This window comes from Rhizobium mayense (genome assembly GCF_030272705.1).
In the GTDB taxonomy this organism is placed as follows: Bacteria; Pseudomonadota; Alphaproteobacteria; order Rhizobiales; family Rhizobiaceae; genus Rhizobium; species Rhizobium mayense.
On sequence record NZ_JARFYM010000010.1, the window covers coordinates 71,946 to 87,222 of the forward strand.

General features: G+C 60.8%; 15 protein-coding genes. 6 read left to right on the forward strand and 9 right to left on the reverse strand.

The window, feature by feature from the left end:
- Together pbpC and PY649_RS14360 are read left to right on the forward strand one after the other, a co-directional pair.
- Positions 1–2,088, forward strand: coding sequence for a penicillin-binding protein 1C (pbpC, locus tag PY649_RS14355; RefSeq protein WP_285869147.1), 2,088 nt, complete (start codon positions 1–3; stop codon positions 2,086–2,088).
- Positions 2,089–2,178: 90 nt separating this feature from the next.
- The gene (locus PY649_RS14360) at positions 2,179–2,538 is read left to right on the forward strand and encodes a nuclear transport factor 2 family protein (protein ID WP_285869148.1); all 360 of its coding nucleotides are present in this window, start codon (positions 2,179–2,181) and stop codon (positions 2,536–2,538) included.
- Between the two features lie 146 nt (positions 2,539–2,684).
- On the opposite strand, the gene pheT is transcribed toward PY649_RS14360, so the two are convergent.
- The 6 genes from pheT to infC form a co-directional block, all read right to left on the reverse strand.
- Entirely contained in the window at positions 2,685–5,108 is a 2,424-nt protein-coding gene (gene pheT, locus PY649_RS14365) for a phenylalanine--tRNA ligase subunit beta (RefSeq protein WP_285869149.1), read from the reverse strand.
- Positions 5,109–5,124: 16 nt separating this feature from the next.
- Entirely contained in the window at positions 5,125–6,207 is a 1,083-nt protein-coding gene (gene pheS, locus PY649_RS14370) for a phenylalanine--tRNA ligase subunit alpha (protein WP_285869150.1), read from the reverse strand.
- 37 nt (positions 6,208–6,244) lie between these two features.
- Positions 6,245–6,379 (reverse strand): hypothetical protein, encoded by a 135-nt coding sequence (locus PY649_RS14375; protein ID WP_285869151.1) that lies wholly within the window; start codon positions 6,377–6,379, stop codon positions 6,245–6,247.
- Positions 6,380–6,524: 145 nt separating this feature from the next.
- Complete coding sequence (gene rplT / locus PY649_RS14380) at positions 6,525–6,929, reverse strand: 50S ribosomal protein L20 (RefSeq protein WP_285869152.1); 405 nt, start codon at positions 6,927–6,929, stop codon at positions 6,525–6,527.
- A gap of 37 nt (positions 6,930–6,966) precedes the next feature.
- Positions 6,967–7,170 carry a 50S ribosomal protein L35 gene (gene rpmI / locus PY649_RS14385; protein WP_028750884.1) on the reverse strand — a complete coding sequence of 68 codons (204 nt, stop codon included), beginning with the start codon at positions 7,168–7,170 and terminating at the stop codon, positions 6,967–6,969.
- Between the two features lie 321 nt (positions 7,171–7,491).
- The gene (infC, locus tag PY649_RS14390) at positions 7,492–8,028 is read right to left on the reverse strand and encodes a translation initiation factor IF-3 (protein ID WP_181315998.1); all 537 of its coding nucleotides are present in this window, start codon (positions 8,026–8,028) and stop codon (positions 7,492–7,494) included.
- Positions 8,029–8,307: 279 nt separating this feature from the next.
- Between infC and PY649_RS14395 the strand changes: the two genes are divergently transcribed.
- Together PY649_RS14395 and PY649_RS14400 are read left to right on the forward strand one after the other, a co-directional pair.
- Positions 8,308–9,120, forward strand: a complete 813-nt coding sequence (locus PY649_RS14395; RefSeq protein ID WP_285869153.1) for an alpha/beta hydrolase — start codon at positions 8,308–8,310, stop codon at positions 9,118–9,120.
- Between the two features lie 235 nt (positions 9,121–9,355).
- Positions 9,356–9,955 (forward strand): transglutaminase-like cysteine peptidase, encoded by a 600-nt coding sequence (locus PY649_RS14400; protein ID WP_285869154.1) that lies wholly within the window; start codon positions 9,356–9,358, stop codon positions 9,953–9,955.
- A gap of 224 nt (positions 9,956–10,179) precedes the next feature.
- On the opposite strand, the gene mbfA is transcribed toward PY649_RS14400, so the two are convergent.
- Complete coding sequence (mbfA, locus tag PY649_RS14405; protein ID WP_285869156.1) at positions 10,180–11,163, reverse strand: iron exporter MbfA; 984 nt, start codon at positions 11,161–11,163, stop codon at positions 10,180–10,182.
- Between the two features lie 237 nt (positions 11,164–11,400).
- On the opposite strand from mbfA, the gene PY649_RS14410 reads away from it, so the two are divergent.
- Positions 11,401–11,868 carry a group III truncated hemoglobin gene (locus tag PY649_RS14410; RefSeq protein ID WP_285869157.1) on the forward strand — a complete coding sequence of 156 codons (468 nt, stop codon included), beginning with the start codon at positions 11,401–11,403 and terminating at the stop codon, positions 11,866–11,868.
- A gap of 590 nt (positions 11,869–12,458) precedes the next feature.
- Here PY649_RS14410 and PY649_RS14415 read toward each other — a convergent pair.
- Both PY649_RS14415 and PY649_RS14420 read right to left on the reverse strand, forming a co-directional pair.
- Positions 12,459–13,373 carry an EamA family transporter gene (locus PY649_RS14415; protein ID WP_285869158.1) on the reverse strand — a complete coding sequence of 305 codons (915 nt, stop codon included), beginning with the start codon at positions 13,371–13,373 and terminating at the stop codon, positions 12,459–12,461.
- Positions 13,374–13,469: 96 nt separating this feature from the next.
- The gene (locus PY649_RS14420) at positions 13,470–14,495 is read right to left on the reverse strand and encodes a histone deacetylase family protein (protein ID WP_285869159.1); all 1,026 of its coding nucleotides are present in this window, start codon (positions 14,493–14,495) and stop codon (positions 13,470–13,472) included.
- A gap of 160 nt (positions 14,496–14,655) precedes the next feature.
- Here PY649_RS14420 and PY649_RS14425 point away from each other — a divergent pair, with 160 nt between their 5' ends.
- Complete coding sequence (locus tag PY649_RS14425; protein ID WP_285869160.1) at positions 14,656–15,267, forward strand: HAD family hydrolase; 612 nt, start codon at positions 14,656–14,658, stop codon at positions 15,265–15,267.
- Positions 15,268–15,277: the final 10 nt, after the last annotated feature.

The following is a 15,277-nucleotide window of genomic DNA, read 5'->3' on the forward strand; positions in this document are numbered from 1 at the left end:
ATGAAGACGCGATGGAAAATTGCGATCGGTATCGGGGTGAGCGCCGTCTCGGTGGCGGCGCTGGTCTTTGGCCTCGAGGCTGCCGATCGCGCCTTTCCGCCGCCGCTCGACAAGGCCGGCATCGTCTCGGCTGAGGTGCTCGACGCCAATGGCGAGTTGCTCCGCGCCTTCGCCACGCCGGAGGGGCGCTGGCGGCTGAAGACCGATGTGGCCGATGTCGATCCGCAATTCCTGCGTATGCTGGTCGCCTATGAGGACCAGCGCTTCTACGACCATCACGGCGTCGACCCGATGGCGCTCGGCCGCGCCTTCCTCCAGCTCGTCAGCCATGGCCGCATCGTCTCCGGCGGCTCGACGCTGTCGATGCAAGTGGCGCGGCTGATCGAGCCGCGCAGCGAGCGGTCGGTGACGGCAAAGCTGCTCCAGATCGTCCGCGCCATCCAGATCGAGCGGCGGCTCAGCAAGGAACAAATCCTCGATCTCTATCTGACCCATGCGCCCTATGGCGGCAATCTGGAAGGGGTGCGTGCGGCAAGCCTTGCCTATTTCGGCAAGGAACCGCGGCATTTGACCGTCGCCCAAGCGGCCTTGCTGGTCGCTCTGCCGCAACTGCCGGAAAGGCGCCGGCCCGACCGCAATCTCGCAAGCGCCGAGGCGGCCCGCCGTCGCGTGCTCGACCGCGCCGCCGTTGCGGCTGCCGTCGGCGAAGGCGAAGCGGAGCGGGCAGCACTCGTCCCCGTCCCGGCCAAACGGCGTCAATTGCCGGCCTATGCCGCGCATCTCGCGGAAGCCGCGCTGCGCAAGCAACCGGGCGTCATTCAGCACCACACGACGCTGCGCCGGGATATTCAGCAGGGCCTGGAAATCGTCGCCGATGAGGCATCGAAGCGACTGGGGCCGAAGGTTTCGGTCGCGATGGTGATGGCGGATGCGCATACCGGGGAGATCGTCGGCGAGGTCGGCTCGGCCAACTATTTCGATTCCAGCCGCTCCGGCTGGATCGACATGACCCGCGTCCTGCGCTCGCCCGGCTCGACGCTGAAACCCTTCATCTACGGCCTTGCCTTCGAAGAGGGATATGTCGCCCAGGAGACGATCATCGAGGACCGGCCTGCCGATTTCTACGGTTATCGCCCGCGCAATTTCGACATGACCTACCAGGGCGATGTCAGCGTGCGCGAGGCGTTGCAGCTGTCGCTCAATGTGCCGGCCGTGCGCCTGCTCGATGCCGTCGGGCCGACGCGGCTGCTCGTGCGTTTCCGCCGCGCCGAAGTGAAACCGGTATTGCCACCCAATGAAGCGCCGGGCCTCGCCATCGGCCTCGGCGGCGTCGGTATCACGCTCAAGGATCTGGTACAGCTCTATGCTGGCCTCGCCAATCGCGGCAAACCGATGCGGATCGGCGACGGCATTCAGGATCAGCCCGGGCCAATCGAAAGCGAGCCGCTAATGGAGCCGGTGGCAGCCTGGAACATCACAGACATTCTCTCCGACATCATCGCGCCCGCCGGCAGCAAGCAGCTCGGCATCGCCTACAAGACCGGCACCAGCTACGGCAACCGCGACGCGTGGTCCGTCGGCTATGACGGCGCGCATGTGCTCGGCGTCTGGGTCGGTCGGCCGGACAATGGTGCGGTGCCGGGACTGGCAGGCTATGTCTCGGCCGCCCCCATTCTGTTCGAAGGTTTCGCCAAATCCGGCGTCGCGATCGCGCCGTTCCCGCCGCCACCCATGGGCGCGGTGCGAATTTCCGCCACCGAACTGCCGATCAGCCAGCGGCGCTTTTCGGTCACGGCGGCCGGCCTGCTGTCCGCCTCGACGCGCGAGCCGGCGCCACAGATCGTCTATCCGCCGGAGGGCGCGCGCGTCGACCTTGGCGCGCGCAACGGCGCCAGCGCGCCAATGCCGCTGGCTTTGAAGCTGCAGGGCGGCCGCGCGCCGTTCCGCTGGCTCGCCAATGGCAAGCCGCTGCCCGACCTCTCTCGCCGCCGGACCAATCAATGGATTCCGGATGGCGCCGGCTATTCGACGCTGACCGTCATCGACGCCGCCGGCCGCGCGGCGAGCGTGCGGATTTTCGTCGAATAAGACCCATCAAATCCTTGCGATCGCGCCACTGTTTTTGCCGGTTGGAGTGTTTATACTACATTAACAAGCACTCAAACGAGGAACGGCGAGATGTCAGAAGAGCAAGCAATCCGTGCGGTTGTTCACCTCTATGTCGATGGCATGGCATTCGCGAATGAGCCAGCGCTGCGTAAGGCGCTGCATCCAAGGGTAGCAATCATAGGCAATTATCAGGGCGCGGTGGAATGGATGACACGCGACGAATTCATCGCCGCTATCGTCGAGGAAGGCAGCGCACCGCCGGACACGATACCCCTGATGGAAATCGAGCTGATCGATATCGAGGGCGATGCCGCAAGCGTCAAAGTCGTCGACGAATTCGCGGGCATGCGCTTTTCCGACTATCTGTCATTGCTGAAGATCGACGGACGGTGGAGTATCGTCAACAAGGTCTATCATTTGCATCGGTGAAGCAAATCGAGGAAACGCCGGCGCGTCAAAGTCAGCCCTTCTATGCCGCACCTCTGAGACCCCCTCTGTCACTTTCGTGACATCTCCCCCACAAGGGGGGATCGTTGGGAGTTTGCCGCACCCTCCGCGAATTCAGCAGCAGCCGACTAACCTCTCAGCACGCCACCCGTCGACTTCGTCACATTGGCGACGATCTTCTGGGTCAGCGCCTCGAAATCCTCGTCGGTTAGCGTGCGCTCGGCCGGCTGGATCTGTACTTCGATGGCGATCGACTTCTTGCCATCGCCGAGCGATGCGCCTTCGAAAATATCGAAGACATTGACGCCGGTGATCAGCTTGCGGTCGGCGCCCGTGGCAGCGCGGATAATAGCGCCGGCTTCCACAGCCTTATCGACCACGAAGGCGAAATCGCGCTTGACGGCCTGGAACGGCGAAAGCTCCAGAGCCGGCTTCGTGCGCGTCGTCTTCTTCTTCGGTTCGGGCATGGCGTCGATATAGACCTCGAAGCCGGAAAGCGCGCCGGTGACATCCAGCGCTTCCAGCGTCTTCGGGTGGAATTCGCCGAAATAGCCGAGTACGACCTTCGGGCCCATCTTGATCGTTCCGGAGCGACCCGGATGATACCAGGCGGGGCCACCCTGCTCGATCTGGATATTGCCCATCGGCAGGCCGCAGGCTTGGATCACCGCCAGCGCATCGGCCTTGGCGTCGAAGACATCGACGGGCTTGCCGCCGCCGGTCATGGCATTCGACCACATACGGCCGGCGCCCGTCAGCGTCGCCGTGCCGCGGCGGATGCCACCGGCAACGCGGCGCTGGCCTTCCGGCCGATCGTTTTCATAGGTGCCGGAGACTTCGAAGATCGCGACGTCGCTATAGCCCTTGTCGGCATTGCGCTGCGCCGCCGAGAGCAGGCCCGGCAACAGCGAGGGGCGCATGTCGGACATGTCGGCCGCGATCGGGTTCGCGAGCTTCAAGGCCTCAGAACCGCCGCCGAAGAGCTTGGCCTGATCTTCCGAGATGAACGACCAGGTGACGCCCTCCAGCATGCCGCGGGAGGCAAGTGCGCGCTTGGCGGTACGAGTGCGGATCTGCAGCGTCGTCAGGATCTTGCCGTTGACGGCGTTGTGGCTAGCAAGCGGCTGCGGCTTGATATTGTCGACGCCGTGGATGCGCATGATCTCTTCGACCAGATCGGCCTTGCCATCGACATCTGGCCGCCAGGAAGGCACAGCGACGGAGACGCGCTCGCCCGAACCGGAAACGGAAAAGCCGAGCTTCGTCAGGATCGACCTGCCCTCTTCCACCGAGACGTCAAGGCCAGTCAGACGCTTGACCTCGGAGAAGGGGAAATCGACGACCTTGGCATCATAGCCCTTGTAGCCCTCGACCTTGGCCTTGGCAGCCGTGCCGCCGCAGCAAGCGAGCACCAGTTCGGTCGTACGCTCGAGGCCGGGAACCATATATTCCGGATCGACGCCGCGCTCGAAGCGGTAACGCGCATCGGTGATGATGCCGAGGCTGCGGCCGGTCTTGGCGATATTCATCGGATCCCAAAGCGCCGATTCGATCAGCACGTCGACAGTGTTCTCATCGCAGCCGGAATGCTCGCCCCCCATGACGCCGCCGATCGACTCGATGCCGTCGTCATCGGCGATGACAACGTTGCTCGGGCCAAGCTTGTATTCGCGCTCATCAAGTGCCAGCACGGTTTCGCCGTCCCTGGCGCGGCGGACGACAAGGTTGCCCTTGACCTTGGCAGCGTCGAAGACGTGCATCGGCCGGCCCTGGTCGAAGGTCATGTAGTTGGTGATGTCGACCAGCGCGCTGATCGGACGAAGGCCGATCGCCAACAGCCGCCGCTGCATCCATTTCGGGCTCGGGCCATTCTTGACGCCGCGCACGAGGCGGAGCGCAAAGCCGGGGCAGAGGCTGGCATCGTCGAGCTCAATCTTCACGTCCACCGGCGTATCGCCGTCGACGGCGAAGGTCGGGGTCAGGCGCGGCTTCAGCGTGCCGAGGCCGGATGCGGCGAGGTCGCGAGCGATGCCGTAGACGCCGGTGCAATCTGGACGGTTCGGCGTCAGGTTTATCTCGATCATCGGATCGTCGAGGCCGGCATAGGCGGCGAAGCTGGTGCCGACGGGCGCGTCTTCCGGCAGATCGATGATGCCGTCATGGCTGTCGGAGATTTCCAGCTCCTTTTCGGAGCACATCATGCCGTGACTTTCGACGCCACGGATATTGCCGACCGTCAGCGTCACGTCGATCCCCGGAACATAGGTGCCCGGCGCGGCGAAGGCGCCGACGAGGCCGGCGCGGGCATTCGGCGCCCCGCAGACAACCTGGATCGGCTTGCCGGAGCCGGTGTCGACCATCAGAACCTTCAACCGGTCGGCCTGCGGATGCTTTTCGGCTGACAGCACCTTGGCGATGACGAAGGGCTTGAACGCGGCCTTGTCGTCGACATCCTCGACCTCCAACCCGATCATCGTCAGACGGGCGCAGATCTCGTCGAGCGTGGCGTCCGTTTCCAGGTGCTCTTTCAGCCAGGAGAGTGTGAATTTCATGTGCTTTATCCCTTCCTTACGCACTCAAACCGCCGAACAGCGTCGGCATGTCGAGCGGGCGGAAGCCGTAGTGGTTCATCCAGCGGACGTCGGCGTTGAAGAAGTCGCGCAGGTCGGGCATGCCATATTTCAGCATGGCGATGCGATCGAGGCCCATGCCCCAGGCAAAGCCCTGATATTCATCCGGATCGAGGCCGCCGTAGCGCAGCACGTTCGGATGCACCATGCCGCAGCCGAGGATTTCCATCCAGTCGGTGCCTTCGCCGAACTTGACGATCGGGCCGGTGCGGTCGCACTGAATATCGACCTCGAAGGAGGGTTCGGTGAAGGGGAAGAAGGACGGGCGGAAACGCATCGTCACATTGTCCACTTCGAAGAAGGTCTTGCAGAACTCCTCGAGCACCCAACGGATATTGGCGACATTCGCGGTCTTGTCGACCACGAGGCCCTCCACCTGATGGAACATCGGCGAGTGCGTGGCGTCACTGTCCTGGCGATAGGTCTTGCCGGGGATGATGATGCGGATCGGCGGCTTCTGCGCTTCCATGGTGCGCACCTGCACCGGCGAGGTGTGCGTGCGCAGCACCTTGCGCTCACCCTTCTCATCCGGCTGGAAGAAGAAGGTGTCGTGCATCTCGCGCGCCGGATGCCCTTCGGGGAAGTTCAGCGCCGTGAAATTGTAATAGTCGGTCTCGACGTCGGGACCCTCGGCGATCGAGAAGCCCATGTCGCCGAAGATGGCGGTGATTTCGTCGACGATCTGGCTGATCGGATGGATGCGGCCGCGTTCCGCAGGCGAAGAGCGCACGGGCAGGCTGACGTCCACGGTCTCGGCCTTCAGCTTCGCTTCGATCGCAGCGTCCCTCAGCGCGCCTTTGCGCGCGTTGATCGCGTCTGATACCGAGCTCTTCAGCGCGTTGATCGCGGCACCCCGTGTCTGCCGCTCTTCCGGCGACATGCTGCCCAGCGTCTTCAACAGTTCCGAAACCGAGCCCTTCTTGCCGAGAGCGGCCACCCTGACGGCTTCGATCGCCTGCTCGTCCGCAGCGGCGGCCACATCGGCCATGAGTTGGGTTTCAAGAGTATCGAGTTCCGTCATCTTGTCCTGCCTTGCGGAGAGTGGCTTGGGATGCCGCTCATTCCACGGAATAATTGGTAAACACATACATCAGATAGCTGGTGGCAACGATGAAGCGCTGCAGATCACTACCGATGTGCAGGCGGCCAATCAACCGGGCAAATGACAAAAACCCGCCAAGAAAGCGGGTCATCTGCCGAAGTTCGGCCGCTGCCTCCGGCGACGCATGCTTTGACCAAGCCACATGGGCTCGACCGAGTGGGATTCAAAACACAAAACCCGTGCCGGTTTTGCCAGCACGGGTTTGTAATGAATACGCGAAGTACGTGCGAGGCGGCTTAGTTGACGACCGCTTCGAACTCGTTCTTCGTGCCGGCGTCCTTGAGGTATTCCAGCGCCTTCTTGGAGGCGGCGACGAGCGCGCCGAAAGCTTCCGGCTCATGGATCGCCATGTCGGAGAGAACCTTGCGGTCAACTTCGATGCCGGCCTTGTTCAGACCGTCGATGAAGCGGCCGTAGCTCAGGCCGAATTCGCGGACGGCAGCGTTGATGCGCTGGATCCAGAGGGCGCGGAAATTGCGCTTGTTGACCTTGCGGTCGCGGTAAGCGTACTGCTTCGAGCGGTCGACGGCGGCCTTGGCGGTACGGATCGTGTTCTTGCGGCGGCCGTAGAAACCCTTGGCTGCCTTCAGAACCTTCTTGTGCTTGGCGTGGGCGGTAACGCCTCTTTTTACGCGTGCCATTTCATGATCTCCTTAGTCTATAGCGTTACGAATAGTCTTAGAGACCGTTCGGCAAGTAGTTCTTGACAACCTTACGGCCATCCGGTTCTGCGAGAACCATGGTGCCGCGGGCGTCGCGAATGAACTTGTTGGTACGCTTGATCATGCCGTGGCGCTTGCCAGCAGCGGCTGCCTTGACCTTGCCGGATGCGGTGATCTTGAACCGCTTCTTGGCAGAGGACTTCGTCTTCATCTTGGGCATTTTGCTACTCCTTCGATGCTTCCTGGCGCGCTTTGTAAAAAAGCCTTCCCACAGATCCGGCCAAGCCGGGCTGCAACAAGGTGCCGGAGCGTTTGTTGTTGAACGGCGGATACGGTGACGAACCGCCCCGCCAGCATTCTGAACTGCCACGGCATGCCCTGCCGGTCAGTTCGGACGCGCGCTTATAACCGCAGTTGCCTATAAGTGCAACGGGCACGGCGGGGATTCTTTTACGGATCGATGACAGGCATAGACTCGGGCAACACAAAAGGAAAAAGCCGCCCCATGGGACGGCTCCGGCCTCTTACGTCCGCTCGCGCCTCACTTCGGCGCAAGCACCATCATCATCTGACGGCCTTCGAGCTTGGGCTCGGCTTCCACCTTGGCGATCTCAAGCGTATCTTCCTTGACCTGCTGGAGAAGCTTCATACCGAGTTCCTGGTGCGCCATTTCGCGGCCGCGGAACTTCAAGGTCACCTTCACCTTGTCGCCTTCTTCGAAGAAGCGGCCGATCGCCTTCATCTTCACCTCGTAGTCGTGAGTGTCGATGTTGGGGCGCATCTTGATTTCTTTGACTTCGACGATCTTCTGCTTCTTGCGCGCCTCGGCGGCCTTCTTCTGGTTGGCATATTTCAGCTTGCCCAGATCGAGGATCTTGCACACAGGCGGTTCAGCGTTGGGGGAAATCTCCACCAGATCGAGGCCGGCCTCCTCTGCCATTCTCAATGCCTGGTCAGTCGGAACAATGCCCATATTCTGGCCGTCAGCCGTGATGAGCTGAACTTTGGGAATGCGAATTTCCCTGTTGGAACGCGGCCCGTCCTTTACGGGCGCGTCGGCTTTAAAGGGTCTGCGAATGGTCGTACTCTCCACGAATTGTTTCGGATTGCTGCAGCCTCTCGCTCCCGTCGGCGCAACTGACGGAAATGTCGTAAAAGCTGTGGTGAAGTCAATAGCATGACGCCAGGAAAAAATCACCTCCCGTGTACCAATACTGCGCGGCGCAGCCGTAAGATGCGCAAAGGACACAATAACATCCTAAAAAAGCGCAGGAGCCTTTCCAAGAATCGAGAGGATTTTTTGGGGTCACGCGCACAAGAATCTGCTTTATAGGACGGAAAAAAGCAGGAGTTCTTCATGTCCGAAGCAGCGATAAGCCTTGAACCTTCCTTCCTTTCCGTCGGCAGCGGTGATGATCAACGACAGATCGCCATGCAATTGCGCGCAGCCAGGAGGGGCGTGAATAGGGCGACTTTCGTCTGGCTCTCCGGCTATCGTTCCGACATGAGCGGCACCAAGGCGCTGGAGCTCGACGCGCGGGCCGAACGGCTGGGCCTCGGCTGCATCCGGTTCGACTATTCAGGCCACGGCCAATCCGGCGGCAAGTTTACCGATGGCACGATCTCCCGCTGGCTGGAGGAGGCGCTCGCAGTCATCGACCACGCCAAGCCGAGGCGCATCGTCCTCGTAGGCTCGTCCATGGGCGGCTGGATCGCACTGAGGCTCATTCAGGAACTGCGCAAGCGCAAGAAGACGGCCGCCATCCAGGGCCTCGTGCTGATTGCGCCTGCCCCGGACTTCACCATCGACCTCATCGAGCCGAACCTTTCCGATGTCGAGCGGAGATCCCTTGCCGAGCGCGGTTATTTCGAGGAGCCCTCGGAATACAGTCCCGAGCCGAATATTTTCACCCACGCGCTCATCGAGGACGGCCGCGCCAACCGCGTCTTGACCGGCATCATCGAAACCGGCTGCCCGGTTCATATCCTGCAGGGCATGCAGGACGAGGATGTGCCATTTGCGCATTCGTTAAAATTGGTCGAACATTTGCCGGCCGATGATGTCGTGTTAACACTTGTGCGTGATGGCGACCACCGGCTGTCGCGGCCGCAGGATATCGAGCGCATGTTGAGTGCGGCCGAGACATTAGCGCTGCATAATCATCCGTGAAAACAGATAGATAGCTTCAAGAAAAATCCGCGGCTCGCCCCGCCGCCGGGTAGAATTTGCCTACACCTCCGTAATCATAAGAGGCAGGAAATTGTGGCAACTATCCCCTTGATTGTGCTGAAATTAACCATAAAGGCTGGTTCCGCTGTTAACACTTAAGTAATGATTGACTTGGCGCACCCCCCTACATTAACAATTTGTTAACAAATGCAGGGACGATACAAGGATAGTGGGCGTGCGTATTAAGGGCGTATTCGTTGCCTTCGCAGCTATAGTTGCGATGTCGTCGTCGGCGATGCCGGCCCCCCAGAACACCGCATCGATGACCATCGGCGGCGTCACATCGCAGCCCATTGGGCATTATGAATTTTGCGAGCGTCACGCCGACGAATGCGGCCCGACGCGCAATGCCGGTCCCGTCGATATGAACGCCGCCACATGGGCGCTGGTCAACCAGATCAACCTGCGCGTCAACAAGACCATCACGCCGGCCACCGACATGGAAGTCTACGGCCAGGAAGAATATTGGGAATATCCGAAAACAGCCGGCGATTGCGAGGACTTCGCGCTTCTCAAGCGCAGGCTCCTGATGCAGAAGGGCATCTCTGCCGCCAACCTGCTGATGACCGTCGTGCGCAAGCCCGATGGCGAGGGCCATGCCGTGCTGACACTGCGCACCAAGCAGGGCGACTTTATTCTCGACAATCTCGATGACGAGGTGAAGGCCTGGTACCAGACCCCCTACTCCTACCTGAAGCGGCAGGCCAGCTACAACGCCGGCCGCTGGGTCACCATCGAAAACGGCAACGACGTCCTGGTCGGCGCAGTCAAATAAGCGCAACAGGCACCTGATCTAAACAGAAGGCCGGCAATTTTGCCGGCCTTCTGTTTTTCCGTAAATGATTTGGAACGGTCCCTGCCCTTTGGATTTACCTTCGGCCTATCGGGGAAGGGTAAGACATCGCCTATGCCGCACCCACCGGCCCTTCGCTTAGGCTCAGGGCGTTCGATGCTCGAAACGATTCACTGGATCGTTTCGTCAGCTTCGCCGAACGCATCTCACCCATTCCCGATCAATATGCCTGCGGCAAGCACCAGCGAACCGCCGAGGACGACCTGGAAAGCGGCGCGGAGAAAAGGCGTCTCCATATATTTGTTCTGAATGAAGGCGATCGCCCAGAGTTCGAAGAAGACGACGATGGCGGCGGTGATGGTCGCCGTCCAGAAATCCGGAATGAGATAGGGAAGCGCATGACCAAGGCCACCGAGCGCCGTCATGATGCCGCAGGCAAGGCCGCGCTTGATCGGCGAACCGCGGCCGGAAATCTTGCCATCGTCATGGGCGGCTTCCGTGAAGCCCATGGAAATGCCGGCGCCGACCGATGCCGATAGACCGACCAGGAAGGTCTGCCAGGTCTGCTGCGTTGCGAAGGCGGCCGCAAAGATCGGCGCCAGCGTCGAGACGGAGCCATCCATCAGACCGGCAAGGCCCGGCTGCACATAGGTCAGCACGAATTTGCGGCGGGCGCTCGCGTCTTCTTCTTCCTTGACCGATTGCGGTGTGTGCTGATCGCCTAGCATGCGGGCGATGTCTTCATGGCCTTGCTCGGCCAGAGCGAGATCGCCGAGCAACTGACGCGTCGAGGCGTCGGAGACCTGCTTGGCCGCCTCGACATAGAAATTATACGCCTGCTGCTCCATGTCCTCCGCCTCATTGCGGATGGCTTCAAGCGACAGGTTCTTGCGCAGCCAATCCGGCTTGCGTTCATAGAAGCCGCTGACATGCTCGCGCCGGATCAGCGGAATGCGCTCGCCGAAACGCTTGCGATGCATGTCGATCAACGTCTTGCGATGCGTATCCTCGACTTCTGCCATATCTTCGAAGACCTTGGCGGAGTCGGGATAATTGGCTCTCAGAATATCGGCATAGGCGAGATAGATGCGCGCGTCGTCCTCTTCCGAGGCGATCGCGACGGCAAGAATTTCTTGTTCGGACAAAGAAGCAAAAGAACGTTTTGGCGAGCGAAAAAACCTCAGCAACATAAGAATCTCCATTTTAGAATTATTCTAAAACTAAAGTGGACAATTGCACTGGTCAAGAGCTAAGGCATGCGCCGAACTGAAGGACTCCACAGCGAAATGGCGGAGGCGGCACGACTCTGACAGATTGCTGCAACGGTTGCGTGACCTCTTGGTTGCGCCGCAAAAATGCATAGATAGAGGCCGACAAACACTCGTTTTGCGCAGAAAAGACGCTGCGCGCGGCGACAGGAGCATGACATGACGACTGAGATACAGGGCCGCGCCGTCCACCTGGCCGGCATTCGTGAGAAGGCCGAGGCCGAGATGGAGCGCATCGGCATCGATGCCGCCTTCATCGAGCGGCTTGTCGACACGTTCTACGGCCGCATTCAGGCGCATCCACGGCTCGGCCCGGTTTTTGACGGACGCCTTGCCGGGCGCTGGCCGGATCACATGGAGAAGATGAAGCGCTTCTGGTCGTCGGTCGCGTTCAAGAACGGCGCTTACGGCGGCAAGCCGGTGCAGGCTCATCTCGGGGTCGAAGGCATTGCGCCCGATCTTTTTCCCGAATGGCTGGCGCTGTTTTCGGAAACGCTCGCCGATATTGCGCCCTCCGATGAAGCCAAGGCCTGGTTCATGGCAACAGCCGAGCGCATCGCCAAGAGCCTGACGCTGTCACTGTTCTATAATCCGGCGCTGGACGATCCCGCGAGGAAGACTGTCTAAAACATGCCGCCCAAGAATGTGGAATCCGATAACGGATGCCACAACCTTGGTCGTGGTTTAGGGCAGTTTTGCCTGCTCGGCACTATCGCCTTCCACTGATGCGGCGCATATCTACGATGCGGCCATCGCGCTGCCGTACGGCAATCTCGAACCGGTTACCGCCCCTGCGGGCACGATAAACGAAGGTACGACCGCGGCAGTCGATCCGCCTGACGTCCCTAAAACCGCGGTTGCGGAGCAGCCTCTCGCCCTGACTACAGCTAATCCCTCTGCCTCTATTGAGATTGGTACCGACGCTGATGGAGACGTGGGTCTGCGCGCTTGCTACGGTCGGCACGGATATTGATGAGACCGACAGGCCGACAGCCAGCGCGAGTGACAGGAACAACGATGATCTAGGCAAGGCATCCTCCATTTGGATAACGGGTTCTGAATCCACGACGCTCGCTCCCCTACGGAGTTATACAACCATGAGAGTAGAAGCGATAGGGGTTGCTTAAATACAACCTGTCTACGCGGCGCATTCAGCTAACCACAGTAATATTGAGGACCAGCCAGTGGAGAGACAGCCGCCGACGGTGCGCTTTGGCTCAGCTTTTCGTGGCGAAAATCGTTGCCCCGATGCTGGCGGCGACGACGAGCGCCGTGCCGAACATCTGCGACGGCGTCATCGGCTGCGACAGGATGACGAAGCCGGCGAAGGCACCGATGGCCGGCTCGAGGCTCATGAGGATGCCGAAGGACGAGGTGGGCATGCGTCGCAAAGCGACCATTTCCAGCACATAGGGAAGGAGCGGAACGAGCAGCGCCAAGCCGGCTATTTCGAGGAGGCCAAAGGCCGTCAGATGCGGAGCGGCGGCGGCAAAGCCGAAGGGTGTAGAAACGACCGCCGCGACCAGCAGCGACATGGAAAGCCCCTCGAGACCCTTGAAGGCATTGCCGACCCTCTTCGTCAGCAGGATGTAGCAGGCCCAGCCGGCCCCCGCGCCGATGGCAAAGAGGATGCCCGGCCAGTTGCCGACCCACTCTTCGCCGTCATAGGCCAACAGCAGAACGCCGATAGCGGCAAAGACGGGCCAGAGAAGCTGGCGGCTCAGCCCGAAGCCGAGGGTCGCGACGAGCAGCGGTCCCAGAAATTCTATGGCGACCGTAAGACCCAGCGGAATACGCGCAATCGCCGAAAAGAAGGACGTCGTCATCAGCGCCGATACGGTGCCAAGCGCCAGCACGCCGATCCATTGTGAGCGGCTGTAGCTCATGATCTTCGGCCGGACGATGATCGCCAATGCAGCAGACGCAAAGACGAGCCGCAGCCATGTCGCGCCGGCTGGTCCATAGGCGTTGATGATCGGAGACGACAATGCCGAGCCGAACTGGATACAGGACATGGACATCACGCACATGAGCACTCCCGCGGCAATGCCGCCGGAGGATGGCGCAACGTCCGGATGCGGCATCAACGCCGCGCCGCCATCCGTGCCACTCTCGATAAGCGTCTGATCCATGACCTCTCTCCTTGCGCGGGTTTTTAGAGGTCCGGCCGCGTGCTGGCAAATTCAAACTTTTCATCGAGCGATCAGGCGCTTTGATCCAAGGCCTTTTCAGGCTTCGAGGCCCTTCAGCACATTGGCGACGTTCAGGCCGATCTCTGGCACGCCATAACCGCCCTCCATGCAGGTCAAAACCGGCAGGCCGGCGCCGGCGATAAGCTTGCCCATGCGGATGTAATCCTCCGAGGTCAGGCTGAAGAAGGAGATCGGGTCGCGCTCGAATGTGTCGACCCCGAGCGAAAGGACGATCGCCTCGGCGCCAAAGCTCCTGATGCGGGCTAGAGCGTCGGCGAGCGCTGCCGACCATTGTTCCCAGGGCGTGCCGCGCGGCATCGGATAATTGCGGTTCGCGCCAAGCCCTTCGCCCTCGCCCCTCTCGTCGACATGTCCCAAGAAATAGGGGAAAGCGTGGATGGGGTCGCCATGCAGCGAAGCGGTAAAGACATCGCCGCGCCGATAGAAGATGTCCTGCGTGCCGTTGCCGTGATGGAAATCGACGTCGAGAACAGCCACTTTCTTCGCGCCATGGTCGCGAAGTCGCTGCGCCGCGACGGCGGCATTGTTGATGAAGCAATAGCCACCGAAGAGATCGAAACCGGCATGATGTCCGGGCGGGCGGCAGAGCGCGAAGGCAAAGCGATTGCCCGCATGGAGCCAATCGGCGCCAGTCAGCGCGCAGCGCATCGATGCCAGTGCCGCTTCGTAGGAGCCCTTGGTGATGGAGGTATCGGCGGCGTTGGCATAGTGGCCGATCATGCCGACGATGTTTTCCGGCACGCGCTGGCTGGTGCGCCGGACCGGAAAGGAATTTGCGATCGCCTCACCCTTATAGCCGGCGGCAACCCAGCGTTCCCATACCGTTGCGAGGAAATCGAGATAGGCCGGATCGTGCACCTTGCGCGCCGTTTCCAGTCCATGAGCGTCCGGCGGGACAACATCGACAAAGCCGGCTCCCTTGACGGCAGCCAATATCCATTCGGCACGGAAAGGAGCCTCGAAAGGCGTCACCAGCTGGCCATCGTGCAGCTCTGTCTTGGCGTCCCTCAGCTTGTGGTCTTCCGAATAGATGACGCGCATCTGGCTGCTCCCCCGCTTGGTTTCCTCATTTCAACGATGGCCGAGATTTGCACGGAACCGTCACATGCGAAAGCGGGAGCGCCCTTTTAAAGGCTCTTGAATGCGGGAAGCACCTGCATGATTCTCGCAGAAATTTTGGACAACGGGAGTCGATCGAATCATGAAAGTGCTGATGGTGGATGTCGATGGCGTGCTCGTTCATGGACGCCCGCAGGACGGTCTCCATTTTTCCACATTTCTGGAGCCGGATTTAGGCTTTTCGCCTGAGCTTCTTCAGAAGGAATTCTTCAAACCGTACTGGAGCGAGATCATCGTGGGACGCGAGCCGATGATGCCGCGGCTGGAATCGGTCCTATGCAGAATTGCGCCCGATATCAGCGTCGAAGTGCTTGCCGCCTATTGGTTCAAAAACGATTCCCGCCTCGATCGCGCCTTTCTCGATGCGCTGGCGCATTACCGCGCCGATGGCATCCGCATCTTACTCGCAACGAACCAAGAGCATATGCGGGCGAAATATCTGATGGAAGAACTTGGCCTCCGCGCCCATGTCGACGGCATCTTCTATTCCGCCGCGCTTGGCCACCGCAAACCGTCCGAGGCGTTTTACGCGCTCGCCAGCGAAAGGGCGGAAGCTTCTCCAAGCGATATCGTCTTCATCGACGACGTAGAGGAGAATATCGACAGCGCGCGGCGTTTTGGCTGGCAGGCGATCCACTGGACCGGAGAGATGGCGCTGCACGACGCACTCGCTCCGTTTGTCGCGCACAAATAGGCGGCGCCGG

Bases quoted from the DNA above. Each gene is read 5' to 3' on its own strand.
- pbpC (WP_285869147.1), top strand. From the start codon at position 1: ATGAAGACGCGATGGAAAATTGCGATCGGTATCGGGGTGAGCGCCGTC.
- PY649_RS14360 (WP_285869148.1), top strand. From the start codon at position 2,179: ATGTCAGAAGAGCAAGCAATCCGTGCGGTTGTTCACCTCTATGTCGAT.
- pheT (WP_285869149.1), bottom strand. From the start codon at position 5,108: ATGAAATTCACACTCTCCTGGCTGAAAGAGCACCTGGAAACGGACGCC.
- pheS (WP_285869150.1), bottom strand. From the start codon at position 6,207: ATGACGGAACTCGATACTCTTGAAACCCAACTCATGGCCGATGTGGCC.
- PY649_RS14375 (WP_285869151.1), bottom strand. From the start codon at position 6,379: ATGACCCGCTTTCTTGGCGGGTTTTTGTCATTTGCCCGGTTGATTGGC.
- rplT (WP_285869152.1), bottom strand. From the start codon at position 6,929: ATGGCACGCGTAAAAAGAGGCGTTACCGCCCACGCCAAGCACAAGAAG.
- rpmI (WP_028750884.1), bottom strand. From the start codon at position 7,170: ATGCCCAAGATGAAGACGAAGTCCTCTGCCAAGAAGCGGTTCAAGATC.
- PY649_RS14395 (WP_285869153.1), top strand. From the start codon at position 8,308: ATGTCCGAAGCAGCGATAAGCCTTGAACCTTCCTTCCTTTCCGTCGGC.
- mbfA (WP_285869156.1), bottom strand. From the start codon at position 11,163: ATGTTGCTGAGGTTTTTTCGCTCGCCAAAACGTTCTTTTGCTTCTTTG.
- PY649_RS14410 (WP_285869157.1), top strand. From the start codon at position 11,401: ATGACGACTGAGATACAGGGCCGCGCCGTCCACCTGGCCGGCATTCGT.
- PY649_RS14415 (WP_285869158.1), bottom strand. From the start codon at position 13,373: ATGGATCAGACGCTTATCGAGAGTGGCACGGATGGCGGCGCGGCGTTG.
- PY649_RS14420 (WP_285869159.1), bottom strand. From the start codon at position 14,495: ATGCGCGTCATCTATTCGGAAGACCACAAGCTGAGGGACGCCAAGACA.
- PY649_RS14425 (WP_285869160.1), top strand. From the start codon at position 14,656: ATGAAAGTGCTGATGGTGGATGTCGATGGCGTGCTCGTTCATGGACGC.